The sequence below is a fragment of the Peptoniphilus catoniae genome, assembly GCF_901447155.2.
Taxonomy (GTDB): Bacteria; Bacillota; Clostridia; order Tissierellales; family Peptoniphilaceae; genus Peptoniphilus_E; species Peptoniphilus_E catoniae.
This window is the reverse complement of sequence record NZ_LR588414.1, coordinates 407,313-428,554: the sequence shown is the minus strand read 5'-3', so window position 1 is coordinate 428,554 and position 21,242 is coordinate 407,313. Positions and strand designations below refer to the sequence as shown.

Annotated in this window: 15 protein-coding genes; 1 reads left to right on the top strand and 14 read right to left on the bottom strand. The window is 32.6% G+C overall.

Annotated elements, in window-relative coordinates:
• Nucleotides 1–294: 294 nt before the first annotated feature.
• Both PEPCATONIAE_RS04695 and PEPCATONIAE_RS04690 read right to left on the bottom strand, forming a co-directional pair.
• Nucleotides 295–1,389 carry a tetratricopeptide repeat protein gene (locus tag PEPCATONIAE_RS04695; RefSeq protein ID WP_138159798.1) on the bottom strand — a complete coding sequence of 365 codons (1,095 nt, stop codon included), beginning with the start codon at nt 1,387–1,389 and terminating at the stop codon, nt 295–297.
• Entirely contained in the window at nt 1,386–2,129 is a 744-nt protein-coding gene (locus PEPCATONIAE_RS04690; protein WP_138159797.1) for a hypothetical protein, read from the bottom strand. The genes PEPCATONIAE_RS04695 and PEPCATONIAE_RS04690 overlap by 4 nt, the downstream gene beginning before the upstream one ends.
• Nucleotides 2,130–2,216: 87 nt before the next feature.
• Between PEPCATONIAE_RS04690 and PEPCATONIAE_RS04685 the strand changes: the two genes are divergently transcribed.
• Nucleotides 2,217–4,376, top strand: coding sequence for a stalk domain-containing protein (locus PEPCATONIAE_RS04685; protein ID WP_138159796.1), 2,160 nt, complete (start codon nt 2,217–2,219; stop codon nt 4,374–4,376).
• Between the two features lie 144 nt (nt 4,377–4,520).
• Here PEPCATONIAE_RS04685 and PEPCATONIAE_RS04680 read toward each other — a convergent pair whose 3' ends face one another.
• From PEPCATONIAE_RS04680 to PEPCATONIAE_RS04625, 12 genes are all read right to left on the bottom strand, one after another.
• Nucleotides 4,521–5,225, bottom strand: coding sequence for an ABC transporter ATP-binding protein (locus PEPCATONIAE_RS04680; RefSeq protein WP_138159795.1), 705 nt, complete (start codon nt 5,223–5,225; stop codon nt 4,521–4,523).
• Entirely contained in the window at nt 5,225–5,998 is a 774-nt protein-coding gene (locus tag PEPCATONIAE_RS04675; RefSeq protein ID WP_138159794.1) for an ABC transporter ATP-binding protein, read from the bottom strand. Before PEPCATONIAE_RS04675 ends, PEPCATONIAE_RS04680 begins: the two co-directional genes overlap by 1 nt.
• Complete coding sequence (locus PEPCATONIAE_RS04670) at nt 5,995–6,987, bottom strand: branched-chain amino acid ABC transporter permease (protein WP_138159793.1); 993 nt, start codon at nt 6,985–6,987, stop codon at nt 5,995–5,997. Before PEPCATONIAE_RS04670 ends, PEPCATONIAE_RS04675 begins: the two co-directional genes overlap by 4 nt.
• Before the next feature lie 8 nt (nt 6,988–6,995).
• On the bottom strand, nt 6,996–7,883 hold the full coding sequence (locus PEPCATONIAE_RS04665) for a branched-chain amino acid ABC transporter permease (RefSeq protein WP_138159792.1): 888 nt from the start codon (nt 7,881–7,883) through the stop codon (nt 6,996–6,998).
• A gap of 62 nt (nt 7,884–7,945) precedes the next feature.
• Complete coding sequence (locus PEPCATONIAE_RS04660; protein WP_138159791.1) at nt 7,946–9,112, bottom strand: ABC transporter substrate-binding protein; 1,167 nt, start codon at nt 9,110–9,112, stop codon at nt 7,946–7,948.
• Between the two features lie 96 nt (nt 9,113–9,208).
• Nucleotides 9,209–10,930 carry an arginine--tRNA ligase gene (gene argS / locus PEPCATONIAE_RS04655; protein ID WP_138159790.1) on the bottom strand — a complete coding sequence of 574 codons (1,722 nt, stop codon included), beginning with the start codon at nt 10,928–10,930 and terminating at the stop codon, nt 9,209–9,211.
• Nucleotides 10,931–10,971: 41 nt separating this feature from the next.
• Entirely contained in the window at nt 10,972–13,347 is a 2,376-nt protein-coding gene (locus tag PEPCATONIAE_RS04650) for an endonuclease MutS2 (protein ID WP_138159789.1), read from the bottom strand.
• Nucleotides 13,344–15,701, bottom strand: coding sequence for a U32 family peptidase (locus PEPCATONIAE_RS04645; RefSeq protein WP_138159788.1), 2,358 nt, complete (start codon nt 15,699–15,701; stop codon nt 13,344–13,346). The genes PEPCATONIAE_RS04650 and PEPCATONIAE_RS04645 overlap by 4 nt, the downstream gene beginning before the upstream one ends.
• Nucleotides 15,691–16,236: a cell division protein ZapA gene (gene zapA / locus PEPCATONIAE_RS04640; protein ID WP_138159787.1), complete on the bottom strand. Its 546-nt coding sequence runs from the start codon at nt 16,234–16,236 to the stop codon at nt 15,691–15,693. The genes PEPCATONIAE_RS04645 and zapA overlap by 11 nt, the downstream gene beginning before the upstream one ends.
• A gap of 11 nt (nt 16,237–16,247) precedes the next feature.
• The gene (gene pheT, locus PEPCATONIAE_RS04635; RefSeq protein ID WP_138159786.1) at nt 16,248–18,629 is read right to left on the bottom strand and encodes a phenylalanine--tRNA ligase subunit beta; all 2,382 of its coding nucleotides are present in this window, start codon (nt 18,627–18,629) and stop codon (nt 16,248–16,250) included.
• Between the two features lie 13 nt (nt 18,630–18,642).
• On the bottom strand, nt 18,643–19,665 hold the full coding sequence (gene pheS / locus PEPCATONIAE_RS04630) for a phenylalanine--tRNA ligase subunit alpha (protein WP_138159785.1): 1,023 nt from the start codon (nt 19,663–19,665) through the stop codon (nt 18,643–18,645).
• 133 nt (nt 19,666–19,798) lie between these two features.
• A complete protein-coding gene (locus PEPCATONIAE_RS04625) occupies nt 19,799–21,241 on the bottom strand; it encodes a YfcC family protein (RefSeq protein WP_138159784.1) in 1,443 nt (480 codons plus the stop codon).
• Between the last annotated feature and the right edge of the window lies 1 nt (nt 21,242).

The following is a 21,242-nucleotide window of genomic DNA, read 5'->3' as shown; positions in this document are numbered from 1 at the left end:
GAGCCAGGATCAAACTCTCGATTGTAATTTGTCCTTAGCTTCAGTTCTTTTTACTGACTTTTTCCGCTAAGCTTCTTTGCTTATGATTTCTTACACTATTTAATTATCTTGGTTCTTGCTGCCTTTTTTGAGGTAGCTTGTCTATTATATATTGCCTCGTTTTGTTTTGTCAAGGGATTTTTTTACTTTTTATATAATAGAATCAGCTATACTGACTCGATAATATTATCATGATATTTTTCTTTAGTCAAGATTGTTTTACCTTTAAAAATTTTTTATCTTTTTTCATTTACTTTATTTTTTCAATATATTTAAGATATTTTCATCGGCTTTTATTTTGTAGCTTTTTTCTAAATATTTTTTATATTCAAAATTCCCTTCATTGTATAGTAGAATTCCTAAGTTTGTATTTAATAAATAGCTTTCTTTTAGTATTTCTAATCCTTCTTTGTAGGTTTCTATAGCTTTATTATTTTCTTTAAGCTCTAAATAACATAGAGCTTTTTGGTTGTAATAGTTCTCTTCATTCTTGTTTATACTTAAACTTTTATCTATACTTATCAAGGCACTTTCAAGTAGACCCAATTTTTCTTCTGCAATACTTTTTAAATAATGAACTTGGTCTTTTAAAGGATATAGACTTGATATAGATTTTAAACTTTTATAGGCTGATTCATATTTTCCATATGTCAAATATGAACTTGCAGCTTCTATATTTACGTAGTCTTCAAGTTCTTTTAGATTATCTCTTACTTCATCTTCCAGTTCTATATATTTTCCCGATGAAAGATTTAAGAATTTTTCAAAATATAGTTTCGATTTCAGGTATCTGTTCATAAGCCTAAATATATATCCTAATCTGTAATTTACTAAGATATAGTCGGGATCTGTCTTTATAATAGATTCATAGCCTTTTATTATCATGTTTAAAAAGCTTTTTTGTTCATCTTCGCTAATATCTGTATAAATTTTATTGTATATGGTTTCTAAAATGTTATATTTTTTAAATTCAAAATCTTCATTTTCATCCATAAAGTTGTTGTATGAATTTATGTATATATAACTGTTTATTGGATCATCTGCTTTTGTGCTAAGATAGTCTATATAAAGATCTATATTTTTAACTGTCGCTTTTACAATTTGTATATATTGATCTTTGTATTTAAACTGTTTGTCTATTCCTAAAAGATATATTATTCCTTCATTTATTCTATTTATTTCTAACTTATTTTTTAAATCCTCTTCTTTTATGTCATCTATAAGCTTGTTTAAAATAAGAGGTAGTGGGATTTCTTTATCCAACTTTATACTTTCTAAATTTATATCTTTTTTTAATTGTATAAATACTATATTTTTTAGTCTTGAGTTAATTTCTTTATCTAGATTCATTGAAATTCACCCATATATTTTCTTTTTCTCATGGTACTTCCTGCAAGAATATTAAAAAGTGCACCTCTAAAAACAACATATAGAGCTGTTAGAAGCTCTACTCCTATGATTTTTAAGTAATAGGTTCCTCTGCTTGCAAGTTCATAAATGTTATTTATAGGGCCTAAAGCCAGTTCCATTACATTTTGTGAAAAGAGAAAAGAATAGTCTCCCCCAAAAATTAATACTAAAAGTCCAACATAAATACCGAAGGGCAAAAGCCAGTGTATGGGGTTTGTTCTCATAAAATCGAGGCTATAGCTATAGGCTTCTATATAGAATTTGTCTTTTATATAAATACTTTCTATCAAGGGATTAAAAAGCAATATTATTATAAAATTTACAAGACCTGAGCTTACAAACCATGAAGCTATAATAATTATTATATATGTTGAATATATTGAACCCAAATTTCTTACAAAGGAGTTTTTCATACCTCTAAAGGACAATCTGTTATAGAAGTTCAGATCAGATAATAATTCACAGTAACCGGAAAGTATTAAAGAAAAAATTATAGGCATGGCGAATCCAGCCATAATTGGAACTGTACCAAAAACACTTGCAAATATGATTTCAACGGATTTTAATCCAAAACCGAATACTAAGGGCAATAATAAAACTATTGGATTTTTAACTATTCTATTTTTAGTTTCAATCCATGCCTTTTTGTAAACCATTTTTAAATCTTCTAAATAATCCATAATTCCTCCTTACTTATATAATAAATGAATTGAGAAAAGATTCAATAAATTATATACTTAATATTATACACGGAAAGGAAGGTAAAAATGTTTAATAGAATAAAAAAACTTTTAATAATTACAATTATAGCTTTAGCTTTATTTCCTCTTTCTACCTATGCAGATACTATTAATGTACAGGAGCCTATTAGCCCTGGGGTTGTAAGAGAAGAACATATAGTAAACTATGATAATAATAATACTTATGTAAATCTACTAAAAATTGACTTAAATAATCCCTCAGTTAAGGTTGAGGTAGTGGCTGGAGAAGGCAAATATACGCAACGTTCAACAGTAAGCAGTATGGCAAAAAGAACTGATGCAACAGCTTTAGTTAATGGAGATTTTTTTAATACCTTGCTTCAGGGATCCCCTGAGGGTCCTTCAATTGTTGAAGGTAAGCTACAAACATCTCCTGTTTACTATAATGGTCTTTATTCTCTAGGTATAACTACAGATAATACAGCTTCTATTGAAGAAATAACTTTTAGTGGAAATGTTAAAGCAAGTAATGGTGCAAGCTTTAAGCTTGACAGTTTAAACAAATCTTACTATTGGTATGAACCTGATGGCCAATACTCTCACCAAGACAGACTTAATCTTTATAATGATTTCTGGGCTTCAAAATCAAGAGGAGACAAAAAAAATAGTGAGATACTTGTATCTCAAGACGGGATTGTAGAACAAATTAGTGAAGGTAAAAATTTCAATTTTCCGGTACCTGACGGCAAATTTATCCTTCAAGCAGACGGCAAGGCATATGATTTTATAAAGGCAAATGTGCCTATTGGTTCACAATTATCTATAAGCTATTCAATTAGTCCCAAAAAAGATTTTAAGTTTTTAATTGGGGGGCATGCCCTACTAGTAGACAACGGTGCTAGTGTAAAATATACAAAAGACATAAACGTCCTTGGAGGAGTTAGAGCAAGGACTGCCGCAGGTATAAGCGAAGATGGAAAAACTTTATTTATCGCAAGTGCTGAAGGCAGAACTAAAAGAAGTGCAGGTCTTTCTTTGCCAAACCTATCAGATTTTATGGTCTCTATAGGCGCTTATAAAGCTCTTAATCTTGATGGAGGTGGATCTACCGCAATGGTAGTTAAAGAGCTTGGAGATTTTGATAGAACAAGAGTTATTAATCCAGAAAAAAATCAAGCTGAAAGAAAAGTTGTAAGTGGAATCGGAATATATAATACAGCCCCTGACTCGAATGTTTTACAGGGGGTGAAAATAAGTGGACCCGATTCTTTAATCTTAGGTCAAAGTGCTGAGTATAAATTAAAAAGTGCCTGGAATGAATCTTTAAAGCCTATGAATATAGATAATATTGCTTATTCAATTTCTGTTGATGGTAACCTAGGCACACTTAGTGACAATTTGTTTCTAGCCCTACAAGAAGGAGAAATTAATGTTAATCTTGTAACTGATTCCGGTATCTTTGCAAGTAAAAAAGTAACTATAGGTGGATTTGACAAGATAAAAGAATTAAAAATTAAACTAGATGATCTTAGAGTATCGGAGGGTTCAGTAATTTTTCCAACTACTTCAGCTATTCTGAAGGATAAAAGCGAAGTTATAATAAGTCCTAAGGTGCTTAATTATGAAATTGATAACTTTAACTATTCTATAGACGAAAATTCAAATATAAGTATAAATTCATTAAATAACGCATCAACAGCTAAGCTTAAAGTAAGTCTTGGAGCTATTTCAAAAACCATAGATTTATATGACCTTAGTGCTCAGGTTTTAAAAATGAATATAGGGAAGAAATCTTACTTTATAAATGGCGAAAAGAAAGAAATGGATACTGCACCTTTTATTAAAGATGACAGGACCTTGGTACCTGTAAGGTTTATTGTTGAAGGGTTAAAAGGCGATGTAAGTTATGATGAGAAAAATAAAGTTGTGGAAATTATTTATCAGGACAAACAAATTCGTATACCTATAGGTTCAGATACTATATATGTAAATAATGAAGAAATTAAAATGGATACAAAAGCCATAATAAAGGATGATAGAACCTTTATCCCTATAAGGTTTGTAGCTGAATCCATAGGAATACAGGTGGGTTATGAGGAAACAAACCAAGAAATAAGCCTAATAAAGGCAAATAATAATTCATCAGAAGTAAATACTGATTTAAATGCTACAGAAGCACCACAAGAAATTCCCCTTAATGAATCTTCTGTAAATAATAGTAAATAAAGAAAAGAGTTGTCTTACAAGACAACTCTTTTTTATTGGCAAATTCATAGATTTTTTAAATTTTTAATTTTATCTTAATTACTAAGTGATATATTTACTTATAAAAAATCAGCTCCTATAAAGAGCTGATAAATATTTATATAGTTATGCTCCCAGATAAGCTTCCTTTACTGACTTATCATTAACAAGATCCTTTGAGGCACCGGACTTGACAATTCTTCCGGTTTCAATTACATAAGCTCTATCTGAGATTGAAAGGGCTATATTTGCATTTTGTTCCACCAAAAGTACAGTTACTCCATCCCTTTTCAAACCTTTTATTACATCAAAAATCTTTTCTACAAATAGAGGAGAAAGTCCCATAGAAGGTTCATCTAAAAGTATAAGCTTAGGTCTACTCATTAAAGCTCTGCCCATTGCAAGCATTTGCTGCTCTCCTCCTGAAAGGGTGCCTGCAAGTTGAGATTTTCTTTCCGCAAGTACCGGAAACCTTTCATATATACTTTCTATGTCCCTATCAATAGAACTTCTATCCTTAACTATAAAAGCTCCAAGCTTTAAATTATCAAGTACTGAAAGACCTGTAAATACCCTTCTCCCTTCCGGTACTTGGGCTATTCCCAGCCTTGTTATATTATGAGGCTTAACCTTTGTAATATCTTGGTTTTCAAAGGTAACCTTGCCTTCTTTTATAGGTATAAGACCAGAAATACTTTGTAGAGTAGTGGTTTTTCCAGCGCCATTAGCGCCGATTAAGCAAACGACCTCCCCATCATTTACATCTAAACTTACACCCTTTAAAGCATGGATGTTACCATAAAACACATTTAAATTTTCAACACTAAGCATTAGGCACCTCCGGTTCCAAGGTAGGCGTTTATTACCTGTTCATTATTAATTACTTCAATAGGATCGCCTTGAGCCAAAACTTTTCCGTAATTAAGCACCATAAGTCTTTCACAAATTCCAAGAACTAATTTCATATCATGTTCTATTAGAAGAATTGTAATTCCGAATTTATCTCTTATAAGTCTTATGGTTTCCATTAATTCTTCTGTTTCTGTAGGATTCATTCCAGCAGCCGGTTCATCAAGAAGAAGTAAATCCGGATCTGTAGCCATAGCTCTTGCTATTTCAAGCTTTCTCTGATCCCCATAAGATAAAGCATTTGCTGAAAATCTCTTATACTTGTCAAGCCCGAAAATACTTAATATTTCCATGGCTCTTGTATTAATATCAAATTCTTCTTCCCAAAACTTAGATATTCTAAACATGCCTTGCATTATGGAGTATTTCATATCCTTGTTGCAGGCTATTTTAACATTATCAAGTACTGATAAGTAACCGAAAAGCCTTATATTTTGAAAGGTTCTGGCTATTCCGTAGTCAACTAATTTGTAGGGTTTAATTCCGTTAATCTTCTTATCTTTAAGATAAATATTCCCTGTAGTAGGTGCATAAACTCCTGTAATCATATTAAATACAGTAGTTTTTCCTGCGCCGTTAGGACCTATAAGACCTAAAAGCTCCTTTTCTTTTATTTCTAAATTGAAATCTGAAACAGCTTGAAGTCCACCGAATTTTATCCCAACATTTTCACAAGTTAAAATTGTTTCACTCAAGATGTTTCACCTCTTTTATTTATAGCAGTATCGTCTTCTATTTTTAAAATTGATCTTACAAATCCTGTTAAAGAAAATTCTTTTCTACCGAAAATTCCTTCAGGTCTGAAAATCATCATTAAAATCAAAATTATTGAATATAAAATCATTCTGTAATCTGAAAACTGTCTTAGAAGTTCAGGTATAACTGTAAGAGTAACTGCTGACATAACAGCTCCTGTAAAAGAACCCATTCCCCCTAAAACAACCATTACAAGAATATCAAAGGACCTGTTGTAGTCAAAAACCTTAGCTCCTATAACTCCTATATTGTGAGCATAAATGCCTCCGGCTATACCTGCAAAAAATGCAGATAAAGCAAAAGCAAAGGTTTTATAATAGGTTACGTTAATTCCCGTACTTTCAGCAGCTATCTCGTTTTCTCTTATAGCGAGCACGGCTCTTCCATGTCTTGATGTCATAACAGAAAACATAGCGGCAACAGAAAGAACTGTAATTAAATATATAAGACCTAAGCTTTGCATTTTGGGTATCCCGCTTAATCCTTGTGCTCCCCCGGTAAAATCAAAATATTCTATTAGAACTCTTATTATTTCTCCAAAGGCAAGAGTTACTATTGCAAGGTAATCTCCCTTAAGCCTAAGAGCAGGTATACCGATAGCTATACCTATAAGACAAGATAAAATTCCTCCCAGTAAAAGTCCTGTTAAATAACCCGGAATCCCCGGTATAAGACCGGTTTTTGCAAAAAGAGCCGCTGTATATGCACCTATTGACATGAATCCTGCATGTCCCAAGGTTATTTGGCCAAGGTTACCTACAGTAATATTTAAAGATACGGCAAGTATTATATTTATACATACAAGCCTTAAAACTGAAAGTGTGTACTTATTTATAAGTCCCGCTTTTTTTAAAGCAAAAATAAACAAGTAGAAAAGAGCCAGCAATATTATAGTTAAAATATACATTCCTCGTTTTTGTCTAGTCATAATATCACCTACACCTTTTCCTTAATATTCTTACCTAATAACCCAGTAGGTTTAAAGATTAAAACTACAATAAGTAAGCCGAAAACTATAGCATCGGCAAGCTTACTTGATATATATGCTCTAGTTAATGCTTCTACAAGTCCTAATATAAGCCCTCCTAGAACAGCGCCAGGTATCAAGCCTATTCCCCCTACAACTGCCGCAATAAAAGCTTTTATCCCAAGCATTGATCCCATTAAAGGGTAGGCTTGAGGATAAGCAGCAACATAAAGAGCTGCAGCAACCCCTGCAAGAGCTGATCCTATTGCAAAGGTCATAGTGAGAGTATTGTCTACATTTATTCCAACTAATGATGCTGCCCCATAATCTTCACTTGTTGCAATCATTGCTTTTCCATATTTGGTTTTCTTCATAAATAACTGTAAAAGCAAAGTTAAAACTGCAGTAATTGCAATTGTTATAATTGTGGAAACGGAAATAGCTCCGCCAAAGATTTTTATCGGTTCAGAATGAAAAATTGGAGGAACCGATCTTGCACTTGCCCCTAAAACTTTCATAACTAAATTTTGTAACAACAAGCTCATTCCTATTGCCGTTATTAAATTAGACAGTCTGGGGCTATTTCTCAAAGGTTTATAAGCAAGTCTTTCTATTAATATTCCAAGAAGCGTGCACACTAAAACCGCCGGTATAATTGCTAAATAAAAAGGTAGTCCCGAGTCCATTAAAAATAATTGAATCGTAAAAACAACGGTATAAGCTCCGACCATAATTATTTCTCCATGTGCAAAATTTATAAGTAAAGCTATACCGTAAACCATGGTATAACCCAAAGCAACAAGAGCGTAAATAGATCCGATTTGTAAACCGTTAATTATCTGTAGGATAAATCCCATTACTGATTTTGCTCCTTTCAATAATTTAAAAGCGGCAAATTTTATATTGCCGCAATTAACTCTTATTCAGGTGATACTATTGAATCAAATACATACTCTCCTTGATCTATCTTTATAATAGTTGCAGGTTTAACGGGATTATTGTTTTCACCAAACTTAATATTACCTGTAACTCCATCTACGTCAATATTTTTCAAAGCTTCTATAACCGCTTCATAATCAGTAGATTCCGCTTTTTCAAAGGCAGCTTTATATAAGTAAATGGTATCATAACCTAAAGCAGCAAATGCTGAAGGTGTTTCATTGTACTTTTCTTTATATGCGTTAACAAAGTTTTTAACCTTTTCAGATTCATCATCTACTGCATAGTGATTAGTAAAATATACTCCTTCAAGTATGCTTTCGGAACCCGGATCAACTGTAGCAAGTACTCCATCCCATCCGTCAGGTCCTATTATTTTAGCATCTATACCTAAATCTTTAATTTGTTTAGCCATTAATACATCTTTTTCATAATATTCAGGAATTAAAATTACATCAGGAGAAGCTTTTTGTATATTTGTAAGTTGTACTCTGAAGTCTACGTCTGTTTGACCATAGCCTTCATCTGCAACTACTTCCATACCTTTCTTTTCAGCTTGTTCCTTAAAAGCGTCAGCTACTCCGTTTGAATAGTCATCTGATGTATTTCTCATAATTGCGACTTTTTTAGCTTGTAAGCTGTCTGCTGCAAAATTTGCAAGTATAGCTCCTTGTAGAGGGTCAGTGAAACAAGTTCTGAATACATTATCCTTTCCTTCAGTTATTGAACTCATAGTTCCTGTAGGAGTAATCATTGGTATTCCATCGGTATCGCTGTTATCTGCAACGGCTTGAGCAGGTTTTGATGTAATAGGTCCTATAATTGCTTGAGCTCCACCTTCAACAAGCTTGTTATAAATAGTGACTGCTTCTGTAGGATCTCCTTTATCATCCTCTGATGAATATTCAATCTGTTTTCCGTTAATTCCACCATTTGCATTGATCTCTTCAATTGCAAGTTTTATTCCGTTTTCAGTAGTGTTACCATAAACTGCAACTGCACCGGTTTTAGGAATAATTCCTCCAAGTTTAATTACATCCGAATCTTGGGGTTCAGAACCTCCATTAGAAGTATTTGCAGTATTATTTCCGCCACAAGCGGTTAAAACAAATACTAAAGACATAATCGTTATTAATATTTTTCTCATCTTTATCCCTCCTAATTGAAAATATTTCCAATATTATACCACAAATTTTATTCATGTAAACCAATAAATTAAAAATATTGGAAATAAGTAAAATTTTTACATTTTCTCAGGAGCCGCTATTCCTAATAACTGCAATCCCTCTTTAATAACGGTTTTAACAGCATAGCAAAGCATTAATCTCGTATTCTTAAGAACTTCATCATCTACTATAATTTGAGTTTGATTGTAATATTTATTAAATGCTCTTGCAAGCTCTACAGTATATCTTGTTACAAAGTAAGGCTCATACTTTTCATGTGCATCTATCACAACGTTAGTAAAATTATATAGAGTCCTAAGAATATTATATTCTTCCTCAGAATTTAGTAGTGATGGATCTATCTTTCCATTTATATCAAAATTGCCCTTCTCCAAAAGTGAACAAATTCTTGCATGAACATATTGAACGTAGGGCCCTGTTTCTCCTTCAAATGATAAAGTCTTATCCCAAGAAAATACATAGTCTTTAATCCTTTGATTAAATAATTCTTGAAACTTTACTGCTCCTATACCTACCTGTGCAGCAAGTTCGTCCTTATTTTCTATTTTTTCTCCCCTATCTATTTCCCTTTGTGTAAGAATTTCTCTTACCTTGTCTGTTGCCTTGTTAAGAACATCTTCAAGATATACAACTCTTCCCTTTCTTGTTGATAAAGTTCCATCTTCCAAAGAAACCATACCAAAAGCCACGTGTACTACCTCATCACTCCAGTCATATCCCATTTCTTTAAGAACTGCTTTTAATTGTTGGAAGTGTAAAGATTGTTGTGACCCTACTACGTATATATTTTTATAAGGTTGATGTTCTCTATGTCTATAGTGAGCTGCGGCTATATCTCTTGTAATATAAATAGTTGATCCATCGGACTTTATAATTAATGAAGGTGGAAGATTATATTTAGATAAATCTACAATCTTTGCACCGTCTGATTCAACTAAAGCTCCGGATTTTTCAAGCTTGTCAACTTCTGCCGGCATATATTCTGAATAGAAAGACTCTCCTTTAAAGGTGTCGTAATTAATGTCAAGCATTTTGTAAACTTTATTAAATTCCATTAAGGATACATCCCTAATCCATTGCCATAATTCAAGAGCTTCCTCATCCTTGTTTTCAAGTTTAGCAAACCATGCTCTACATTCATCTCTAAGTTCAGGATCAATTTCAACCTCTTTATTGATTTTTACATATAATTTCAGAAGCTCAGCAATAGGATCCTTTTCAATAACTTCTCTATCTCCCCACCTTTTAATGGCAACTATTAACATACCGAACTGAGTTCCGTAATCTCCCAAGTGGTTATAGGATATTGTATTGTATCCCAAAAAGTCGTAAATTCTTTTAATGGAATCTCCTATTACAGTTGATCTTATATGACCTATATGAAAAGGCTTTGCAATATTAGGTGATGAATACTCTACGACAACATTTTTCCCTGCACCTATGCCCGGCTTTCCATAATCTTCTTTTCTTTCTTTTATTTCATTTAAAATAGTTTCTGAAAGTTTGTTTTTGTTTATAAAAAAGTTAATATAAGCTGATTTTGATTCGATTTTTTCAAAATATTCACTTTTAATTGATTCTGCTATTTCCTTTGCAATTACTGCAGGATTCTTTCTATATATCTTTGCTAGAAAAAATACAGGAAATGCGAAGTCTCCCATTTCATAGTTAGGAGGAACCTCTATTGAATTTGCTATTTCTTCAATACTTACAACTTGACTTTCTTCATTTAGTTTTTCATCTAAAATTTTTACAATTTCATCCTTAAAATTTACCATGACTACTCCTTTTTAAATTATTGTAATACATTATATAATATTTATTTAAATTCTACTATACTAACTCCACTGCCACCTTCATTATAAGCTGCGTCTTTTGCGGACTTTATATTGGGATTTTTCTTCAAATATGCTTTTACCTTTTCCCTAAGGGCTCCTGTACCTTTGCCGTGAATAAGGCGAACCTGCTTTAGACCTGCCAAATAAGCATCATCTAAATATTTTTCTATAATCGGTTTTGCTTCGTCGAAGGTTTTGCCTCTTATATCTACCTCGGTTTTTATATATTTGGACTTGCTGTTCATTATTCTTTTTGACTTTTCTTTTTCTTTATCTTCATCCCTAGTTGATCTTTCTAATGAATTTTTAGGCAACTTCATTTTTATCATACCTATTTGAACAAGTACATCTTTGCCGTTTTTATCAATATCAATGATGGTTCCTTCGGCATTTAGGGAAGGTGACCGGACAGAATCACCTATTTTTAGATCCATAATTGGGTCCGAAGCTTTTTTTATTACAATCTTTTCACTAGGTTTTAAAGCATCTGAAATATTATCCCTAAGTATATCATTTACATCCTGAAGTCTTCTAGCCTGATCCGAATTAAGTTCCGTTTTTAAAGACTTTATTTCATCCATTATAAGCTTAATGTTCTCTCTTGCATTTAAAAGCATTTGCTTTGCTTCTTCTCTTGATGACTCTAATATTTTCTCACGTTTAGCTTTAGTCTTTGCTATTTCATCTTCAAGCTTTTTACTTTTTTCTTCAAAGTTTTTTCTTTCCCTCTCGCTTATAAGTTTATTTTCTTCTATTAAGGTTCTTTCTTCTTCTATTGATTTTAAAACTTCCTCAAACTCTATATTTTCCTTACTAATTAATTCTCTCGCCTTTGAAATTATTTCTTCAGAAAGTCCAAGTCTCTTTGATATTTCAAAAGCATTTGATTTTCCCGGAACTCCTATTAGGAGTTTATAAGTTGGAGATAATGTATCAACATTAAACTCCATGGAAGCATTTGCAACATTTTCTGTTGTTAATGCGTAAATTTTAAGCTGATTGTAATGGGTTGTAGCTAAAGAAATTATATTATTTACTCTCATATAATCCATAATTGCATTAGCTAAAGCTGCGCCTTCTGTAGGATCGGTTCCCGCACCTAGCTCATCAAATATAACAAGGCTTTTTGAATCTGCGTATTTTAAAATCTCAACTATATTTAACATATGTGATGAAAAAGTAGACAAAGACTGCTCAATACTTTGTTCATCACCTATATCGGCAAGAACTTTGTCGAAAATTCCTATTTCGCTATTTTCCAAAGCAGGAATATGAAGGCCGTATTGAGTCATTAAGACCAAAAGTCCTAAAGTTTTTATACTTACAGTTTTACCACCGGTGTTTGGCCCCGTAATTATTAAAGAAGTAAAATCATCTCCTATATGGATATCTATAGGCACTATATTTTCCGCCTTGAGTAAAGGATGCCTTGCTTTTTTTAAATTTATATAACGCTTTTCATTAACAAGGGGTCTGTTACAGTTAAGTTCTAGAGAAAGTTTAGCCTTTGCAAATATAAAGTCAAGCTCAGCTAATATATTTTGATTAGCTGCAATTGCATAGGATTCTTCAGCAACCATTTGCGACAGTTCTCTTAAAATTCTGTTTATCTCTTCAAGCTCATCTGAGTAAAGATTTTTAAGTTCGTTATTAAGATTAACTACTGCCATAGGTTCAATATATACTGTTTGGCCACTGGAGCTTCTGTCATGAATCAAGCCTTTTAGTTTTGATTTGCTTTCAAGTTTTACAGGGACTACGTATCTGCCCTCTCTAATGGTTACAAGACTGTCTTGTATATATTTTTTAGTTTCTTCACTTGAAATTATATAGTTAAGCTTATCCCGTATAGCATCTTTTTTTCGACCTATTTGCTGTCTAATTGAATAGAGTCTCGGGGAAGCATTATCTGAAATTTCCTCAGGGGATATTATAGCATCGTTGATACTATCTTCTATGTTTTTATATGAAGATAAATTTTCCGCCTTATAGGGTAACAGCTTATAACTTGGATCCTTTGGATCTATAGAAAAATAAGATTTTAAGTACCTTGATACTCTTAAAAAATCTGATATGTTAAGAAGTTCTTCAGGCCCCAAACTACCCCCCATTTCTAACCTCTTCATATATGGTTTAATATCCATTATACCGAAAAGTGGTGGATTGGATTTTTTAATTATTAAATTTACAGCTTCTGTAGTTTCGTCAAGCCGTAAATTTATTTCTCTTATATCTTTTGATATATCTTCCTTATCAGCCAAGTCTTTTGCCAAATCAGATACTATATTGTCCTTAAGCATACTTATTATTTTATTAAATTCAAGGACCCTCTTTGATTTTTCTATCAGTTCAGTCATATGACCCCCCTGTTTAAATGCCCATAAGTTACCAATCCGTAATTCTCAGTTAGACATTTTTTAATGTAAGTGTCATCTGGATTTTTCCCATCTAAAATATTTTCATAAAGCTTAATAGTTTCTTTAATGTTATTTCTTAAATTAAGTTTGAAGCTTCTTACTCCCATTTTCTTTAAGTCTAATACTTTTTTAGAGAACATTAAAGGATGAGAGTTAAATATCTCACTTATACCATCTCTTCTCTCAACTAGAAATCTTTCTTTAAAAGAATCCTCCAGATAAAACCCTTTGCTGAATTTGCATTTATAGCAATTTAATGAGTTTTTACAATTAAGCTCTGTAGACATGGGGCAATGTACCATTGTCATAACAGGTAAAAGCCCATGTGAAACAAGCTCTAAAAAATCCCCGTAATCTTTTGCTATATCTTTGATTTGACTTTCATTAAGTTCAGGAGAAAGTATAACTCTCTTAAAACCTTTTTTTATAAGAAATTCCACGCCTTTACTGTTGAATATATTAAGACCAATATCTGCAACCTTAGGAATTTTGATATTTTCTAAAGCTGAAATTTGAGACAAATTATTTATTATAATTTCATCAACAATTTCTCTATTTTTATTTAATAACTCTATAGATTGTTCAAGAGATTTGGAATTTTGATATTTTTTAAAAACTGCTGATACTTTAATACCACTTTTAAGTAAATATGAGACAACCTCATTATCTATACAGTCTATAGGGTAATATATTTTACAATTTTCCCCTTCAAGCTTTCTTAAATTATCGAAATTGTTTACTTCAACTTTAAGCTCCGGTTCTTTAGCTTCATAATGAACATCTTCCGTAAATCTATATATTAAGTTAACTTTGTCTTTTCTGTCTCTTTTAATAATTTTATTATTTAATTTATCTATAGCATCCCTTCTTAACTTGTTTAAGGTAGCCATAGTTAAAAATACTTCATCGTCTATATCAGCTTGAAAATTGTCAAGTTTATAAATACTGTCTCCAAGTTTTGAAAGGGACTTGTATAAAAGATTATAATCTAGACTTTTATTTATTGCCCTTTGCGCTACAACTTCCGATTGAGCTTCAACCTCAAGTCCTTGTGAGCTTACTCTTAAAAGAGCTTTTTGCCCAAGTCTTATTTTACAATACATATTTATACTTCTATAGGACTGCCTTCTATTTAAATCATCATGAATTTCATCTTCAAGCTTTTTAGAAAAAGTTTTAAAAATTTTTTGACCCTTCCTTATAGGCCTTGCTGATTTTATGAAAAATCTTTCCTTTGGATCTGTTGAGAAGTCAGCTTTAAAGCCTTCACTTCCCCTTTCATCATAAAACTCTAGACCGTCTCCTGAATATATAGGCTCATTTATGGAAACATAAAACCCGCCTTTTACTGGCTCAATTACCTCTCCTATTAAAATCCCTCTGTTGTCAGGTCTTTTACCTGAAACAAAATTTCTTCCGAAATCTCCAAAGGAAAGTCCTTGAGTAAAATCCCTATTAAATATTTGTCTTGTGTCCTTTAGATCTTTATTAGTCAGTTTGTCTTCAAGAGCCCTTCTGTAAGACTTTGTTATTTGGTATACATATTCAGGTTTTTTTAGTCTACCTTCTATTTTTAAAGAATCCACCCCTAAATCTACCAAGTCCGATACTCTGTCTAAGGTATTTAAATCTTTAGGTGATATTAAATATCCTTTTTTGCCTAAATCTTTAAAATTAAGATCTAAGATTTTATAAAATTTTCTACAGGGTTGAGCACAGTTTCCTCTGTTACCTGACCTCGCACCTATCATAGACGACATTAAACACTCACCTGAAAAGCAGACACATAAAGCTCCATGAATAAATGCTTCAAGATCCATACTTGTTTTTTCTTTAATTGCTGAAATTTCACTTAACTCAGTTTCTCTAGCAATTACAAGTCTTTTAAATCCCATATTTTCAAATGTCAAGGCTCCGTAAAAATTATTAACAGCCATTTGAGTGCTTGCATGTATTTCCATATCCGGGTATCTTTTTACCAATAACGAAGACAGGCCCAAATCCTGTGTGATTATTGCATCTACCCCTATTTCATAAAGAAAATCACAAAAGTCCAAGGCGTCCATCATTTCAGAATTATCTATAAGTATGTTTACGACTACAAATACTTTTACTTCTCTTAAATGAGCATACTCAACAGCCTTAATTAATTCCTCATCGGTAAAGTTATTTGCTCCTGACCTTGCAGAAAACTGTTTTCCTCCTAAATAAACACTATTTGCTCCGGCTTTAATGGCAGCTTCAAGAGATTCGAAGCTGCCTGCCGGAGCTAATATTTCTGCCTTATTTCTCATTTAAACTCTCTAATTCTCTATTTAAATCTATAATTCTCTTTTGGGAATTGTAAATCTGTTCTTCTAAAACTTCCTTTTCCTTTTTTAAGCTCTCAACCTTTGTTTCCAATTCTTTAATGCTTTGATCTTGCAATTGAATTCTGTTTCTATAATCATTATTGTCTTTTTCTAGATTGTCTTTTTGCTTTTTTAAATCGTTAATACCCTTGTTCTGATTTAAAAGCTTATTTTTTAAATTTACTATTTCAGCTTTTGATTCTTCCAGTTCTTGAATATTCTTCCTATACTGATTTGTGTCTTTCTCAGCTTCCTTAATGGATTTTTCTTGGTTTGCCATTGTTTCTTTTTCGTCTAAAATATTAAGAGCTGTTAATACCAGTGTCTGAACCTGGTTTAATTTGTAATTGGATCCTTGAGTTTCCTTTATTCTAAAATCAAGATTATCTGCCAAGTCCTTAATGTATTGGCTGTCATTATTACCGACTACAAAAAAATTCATATCACTTATTGTGACCTTCGTTCCGGACTTACTCATAATTCCTCCTGTTATTCTCTTAATTTTCCTCCTAATTTAGTTGCTACTCCCTCTATTACATTATTAACTATTGCAGTTATTTCGTTATCTTTAAGGGTTCTGTCATCAGCTCTGAAAGTCATTGAAAAGGCAAGTGATTTTTTACCCTCTTCAATTCCCTTACCTGTATATATATCAAAAACATTAAAATCTTCTAAAATGCCTTGGGCGTTTTCTTTTACTATTTCTTCTATTGAATAAGCTTCAACATCTAGATCCATTAAAAATGCCAAATCTCTCTTTACAGCGGGGTACTTAGGCAGTTCTTTATAAAGATAATTAGGAATTGCAAGCTTCAAAAGTTTTTCAAAAAGTATTTCTCCAACATAGGCTTTTTTCTTCATACTGAAGTTTTCTAAAACCTCGGGATGAACTTCCCCAAAAACTCCAAAAGATTCTCCCTTATAAAATACCTCGGCGGATCTTCCCGGATGTAAGTAAGTAACATTTGCTCTTTTAAATTCAAGGTCCTTAACTCCCACTTTCCAAAATATCTTTGAAAGTGTTTCTTTCAAAAAGTAAAAGTCACCTAAATCATAAAATCCGAAGGAAAGTTTCTTTTCCTCTCCGGGCAATTGTCCTTCAACAGGGTAAAAAGTATTTCCAAATTCAAAGCCTCCAACATTTTCATTACCTCTATGCTCATTATTGGCAAGGATTTCAAGAAGGTTTGGTACTAAAGTTGTTCTCATTATGCTAAATTCTTCCCCTAAGGGATTAATTATTTCCACAGCATTTCTAAGGTTATCATCAGATTTAATATTAAGTTTTTCAAAAACAGACTTTCCTACAAACGAAAATGTAATTAGCTCATTATAACCCATAGCTAAAAGAACTGTTTTTATTCTATCTTCAAGATTTCTAAGCTTAGATCTTCCCCCTACGCTAAGTTTGCCTTCAAGGGGCTTAGGTTCTATATTATGGTAACCGTATATCCTTGCTATTTCTTCTATTAAGTCCTCTTCTATATTTATATCCGGTCTAAAGGTCGGAACTGTACAAATAATTCCCTCATCTACAATTTCCGTTTCTATTTCAAGTCTATTTAAAAGCTTAGCCATTTCATCCTTTGTAATTTCAAAACCTATTAATCTATTAACCTTATCAGCTCTTAAGTTGATTTTCTTTGCTTCAAGTCTTTTTTTGTAGTCGTCAAGGTTTCCGGATATAATAGTTCCTGCAGATATAAGTTCGATTAATTGAGCAGCTCTATCCACTGCTATTTTAGCAGTATTTGGATCAAGACCTTTTTCAAATCTCATCGATGCTTCAGATCTAAGGCCCAATCTTTTTGAAGTTTTTCTTATGCATTCAGAATTGAAATTTGCCCCCTCAAGTAAAACATTGACTGTGGTATCCATAACTTCCGAATCAAGTCCACCCATTATGCCGGCAAGTCCTATTGTTTTTTCTCCGTCTGTAATAACTATATCGCTATCAAAAAGTATTCTTTTTTCATTATCAAGAGTTGTAAACTCTTCTTCATTTTTAGCCATTCTTACAACGATTTTTTTAGTCTTAATATATTCCAAATCATAAGCGTGTAGTGGCTGACCGCATTCAAGCATTACAAAATTTGTAATATCTACTATATTGTTTACAGGTCTAACTCCTGCAGACATTAAATAATTTTGTAACCATAAAGGTGATTCTTTAATTTTTACATCTTTTATGACTCTTGAATAAAATCTTGAACAGTTATCAGTTTCTATTTCAACAGATTTAAAATAATCTGAAATATTATCTACTTCATTTTCAATTTTTATTTCAGGTTCTTTAAGTTTAGTATTGAAAGTTGCGGCAGCTTCTCTAGCCATTCCTATTATACTTAGACAATCAGGTCTATTCGGAGTAATTTCAAATTCTATAACTTCCTTGTTAAGATCAAGTGCGTCTAAAGCATCTTGTCCTATTTCAGTGCCTTCAGGAAAAATATATATACCATTTCTATATTCCTTGCTTATTACACTGTTATCATAACCTAGTTCTTCAAGAGAGCATAGCATTCCGTCAGACTCAATCCCTCTAAGTTTACTTTTTTCTATTTTTACTCCTCCGGCAAGCTTTGCGCCTACCTTTGCAAGAGGCACTATTGCTCCTTCAAATACATTAGGTGCACCTGTAACTACTGTAAGGTTTTCAGATCCAGTATCCATAGTACAGATTACAAGCTTGTCAGCATCAGGATGCCTTTCTATTTTTGTAATTTTTGCAACTACTACGCCCTCAAGACCTTCTGACCTGTCTTCTATTGATTCAACGTGAGAGCCTGTATCTGTAACCTTATCAGCTATTGTTTTTGTATTTTCATCTATGTCAACGTAATCTCTTAACCATTTTATAGGTAATAACATATTTAACCTCCGACTAAAATTGATTTAAAAATCTGTTATCATTATCAAATAACAGTCTTATGTCATTTAACTTGTATTTAACCATAGCGATTCTGTCTATGCCCATTCCAAAGGCAAAGCCTGAATAAATTTCCGGATCTATCCCGCAATTTCTAAGAACATTTGGATGCACCATGCCACATCCTAAAAGCTCCATACTCCAGCCTGTATGATTACAAGCGCTGCATCCTGAACCTCCGCAAACAGTACAAGTTACATCAACTTCAGCACTTGGTTCTGTAAAAGGAAAATAATGAGGTCTGAATCTTGTTTTTATATTTTCTCCGAAAAATGATTTTACAAAGTAATTTAAATATTCAAATAAGTTAGCCATGGAAATATTTTTATCTACAACGAGACCTTCAAGTTGATGAAACATTGGTGAATGTGTTGCATCTACCTCGTCGTATCTGAAAACTCTTCCTGAGCATACCATTCTAATTGGAGCTCCATGCTCTTTCATAGCTCTAATCTGAACTGGAGATGTTTGGGTTCTCAGTAAGGTTTTCTCATCTATATAAAAAGTATCGCTTAAATCTCTTGATGGGTGATTCTTAGGTGCATTTAAAAGGTCAAAGTTATTTTCCACAGACTCTATTTCAGGTCCGTCATAAACCATAAAGCCCATGTTTATAAATAAGTCTTCCAATTCTTCAATTGTAACAACTAAAGGATGTTTATGACCTATAATGTCTGTATTTTTGTTTAAAGTTATATCTATTCTTTCCTCGTAGAGTTTTTTATTAAGCTCTTCTTCTTTAAGTTTTTCCGTTCTTCTTTTAATTTCTTCTTCTATTTCCTGCCTTACTTCGTTGGCAAGGGATCCCATTACGGGCCTTTCTTCCTTAGAGAGTTTACCCATTTCTCTTAGGACTAGTGTGAGCTCTCCCTTTTTTCCCAAATAGCCGACTCTTATATCATCAATTGCCTTTAGTGAATCAGCTTTTAATAAATCTTCCCCTGCTCTTTTTTTAATATCTAAAATTTTAGCTTTCATCATTTCCTCCATTGTTGTGCATTCATCAGTGATATTATAGCATTCAAGTGTCATATTATCAATGTTTGTGCTTTTTGGTAAGCTAAATAAAAAAGGCAAGACCCTGTTAAGAGTCTTGCCTTATATAATAAACTTATGAAAACATAAGCATAGCTACCGATAAAATAACAACATTAGCTATTGCTATAACAACCATAATCTTAGTTACAAATTTAACCCAGGTTGAATAGTTTACCTTAGCCATTTGCAAACCACCCATTACAACCCCTGATGTAGGAGTTATTAGGTTAATAAGTCCACAGCCCGCTGAGAATATCATAATCATTACTTCAGGGCTTAGTCCTATGGCGTGTGCTAAACCGCCCATTACAGGAATTGATACAAATGCCAATCCTGATGTTGATGGAATTAGGAATGATAGGAACAAATATAGTATATATGAGCCTATTACAAATATTACAGCACTTGTTCCTTGAAGAGCCTTTGATGCTCTGTCAAGTATAAGAGCGTCTATATGAGTTGATTGCATTAACACGGATACTGCTCTTGACACTACTATAATAAGAACTACTGAAAGTATGTCTGATGATCCTTTTACAAAACTATCAACTATTTCTTTTTCACTCATACCTGCAACTATTGCTATAATAATTCCCATTAATAAGAACCACATAGCTATTTCGCCAAAGTACCAATCACCGTAGTCAGCTCCTGTTAAGAAACTTGTTCTTCCTGCAAAAACATTAACCCCAAGATCTACCCAAGGAATAAGTGAACCTATCATAACGATAAAGGTAAATGCAAATATATATAAAATAGCTTTATGTTTACTTGTAAATTCTTTAAGTCCTTCTTCTCCTATTCTAAAGCCTTCCATATCTTCAACTTCTTGCAATGATAAAATAGTTGAACCCTTATCTGCTTGAACTTTCTTAGCGTATTGTCTTACGAAAAATATACAAATCGCTACAGTTGATAACCAAAGTATAAGTCCAAGAGGAAGTATAATAGCTTGATTTGCAGTAATATCTATTCCCTTAAGTGCGTCTACTGCAACTCCTATTGCAAAGGGGTTAACTGTTGATCCAAGTACACCAGCTCCTGCGCCAAGACAAATTGTCGCTACTGCTACTACTGAGTCAAAACCGGCAGCTATCATTGCCGTAGTTATAACTCCATAAAAAGCTACTGTTTCTTCTGCCATTCCATATACAGTTCCTCCAAGGGAGAATAAAAGCATAAGTATGGTAATAAGCATTAATTCTTTGCCCTTACTGTTTTTTACAAGTCTATGTATTCCGGCTTCAAGGGCTCCTGTATCGGCTACTATTCCCAAAAATCCTCCAAGTACCAATACGAATATTGAAATATCAACAGCGTCTACAAATCCGTAATAAGGTGACATAATCAAGTCTGAAAAACTTGCTTTTGCTACTTCTGATACAGGTTCTTCAGCGCCTTTAGGAAGAACCGGATCAAATGTCATCCCGTTTAAAAATAATGAAATTACAAAGATTACGATTAATATAATAAAAAGAATACTAAATGCTGATAATGATTTTTTCTTCTTTTTCATT

Bases quoted from the DNA above. Each gene is read 5' to 3' on its own strand.
- argS (WP_138159790.1), bottom strand. From the start codon at position 10,930: ATGGTAAATTTTAAGGATGAAATTGTAAAAATTTTAGATGAAAAACTA.
- PEPCATONIAE_RS04680 (WP_138159795.1), bottom strand. From the start codon at position 5,225: ATGCTTAGTGTTGAAAATTTAAATGTGTTTTATGGTAACATCCATGCT.
- PEPCATONIAE_RS04695 (WP_138159798.1), bottom strand. From the start codon at position 1,389: ATGAATCTAGATAAAGAAATTAACTCAAGACTAAAAAATATAGTATTT.
- zapA (WP_138159787.1), bottom strand. From the start codon at position 16,236: ATGAGTAAGTCCGGAACGAAGGTCACAATAAGTGATATGAATTTTTTT.
- PEPCATONIAE_RS04645 (WP_138159788.1), bottom strand. From the start codon at position 15,701: ATGAGAAATAAGGCAGAAATATTAGCTCCGGCAGGCAGCTTCGAATCT.
- PEPCATONIAE_RS04670 (WP_138159793.1), bottom strand. From the start codon at position 6,987: ATGACTAGACAAAAACGAGGAATGTATATTTTAACTATAATATTGCTG.
- PEPCATONIAE_RS04685 (WP_138159796.1), top strand. From the start codon at position 2,217: ATGTTTAATAGAATAAAAAAACTTTTAATAATTACAATTATAGCTTTA.
- pheS (WP_138159785.1), bottom strand. From the start codon at position 19,665: ATGAAAGCTAAAATTTTAGATATTAAAAAAAGAGCAGGGGAAGATTTA.
- pheT (WP_138159786.1), bottom strand. From the start codon at position 18,629: ATGTTATTACCTATAAAATGGTTAAGAGATTACGTTGACATAGATGAA.
- PEPCATONIAE_RS04660 (WP_138159791.1), bottom strand. From the start codon at position 9,112: ATGAGAAAAATATTAATAACGATTATGTCTTTAGTATTTGTTTTAACC.
- PEPCATONIAE_RS04625 (WP_138159784.1), bottom strand. From the start codon at position 21,241: ATGAAAAAGAAGAAAAAATCATTATCAGCATTTAGTATTCTTTTTATT.
- PEPCATONIAE_RS04665 (WP_138159792.1), bottom strand. From the start codon at position 7,883: ATGGGATTTATCCTACAGATAATTAACGGTTTACAAATCGGATCTATT.
- PEPCATONIAE_RS04650 (WP_138159789.1), bottom strand. From the start codon at position 13,347: ATGACTGAACTGATAGAAAAATCAAAGAGGGTCCTTGAATTTAATAAA.
- PEPCATONIAE_RS04690 (WP_138159797.1), bottom strand. From the start codon at position 2,129: ATGGATTATTTAGAAGATTTAAAAATGGTTTACAAAAAGGCATGGATT.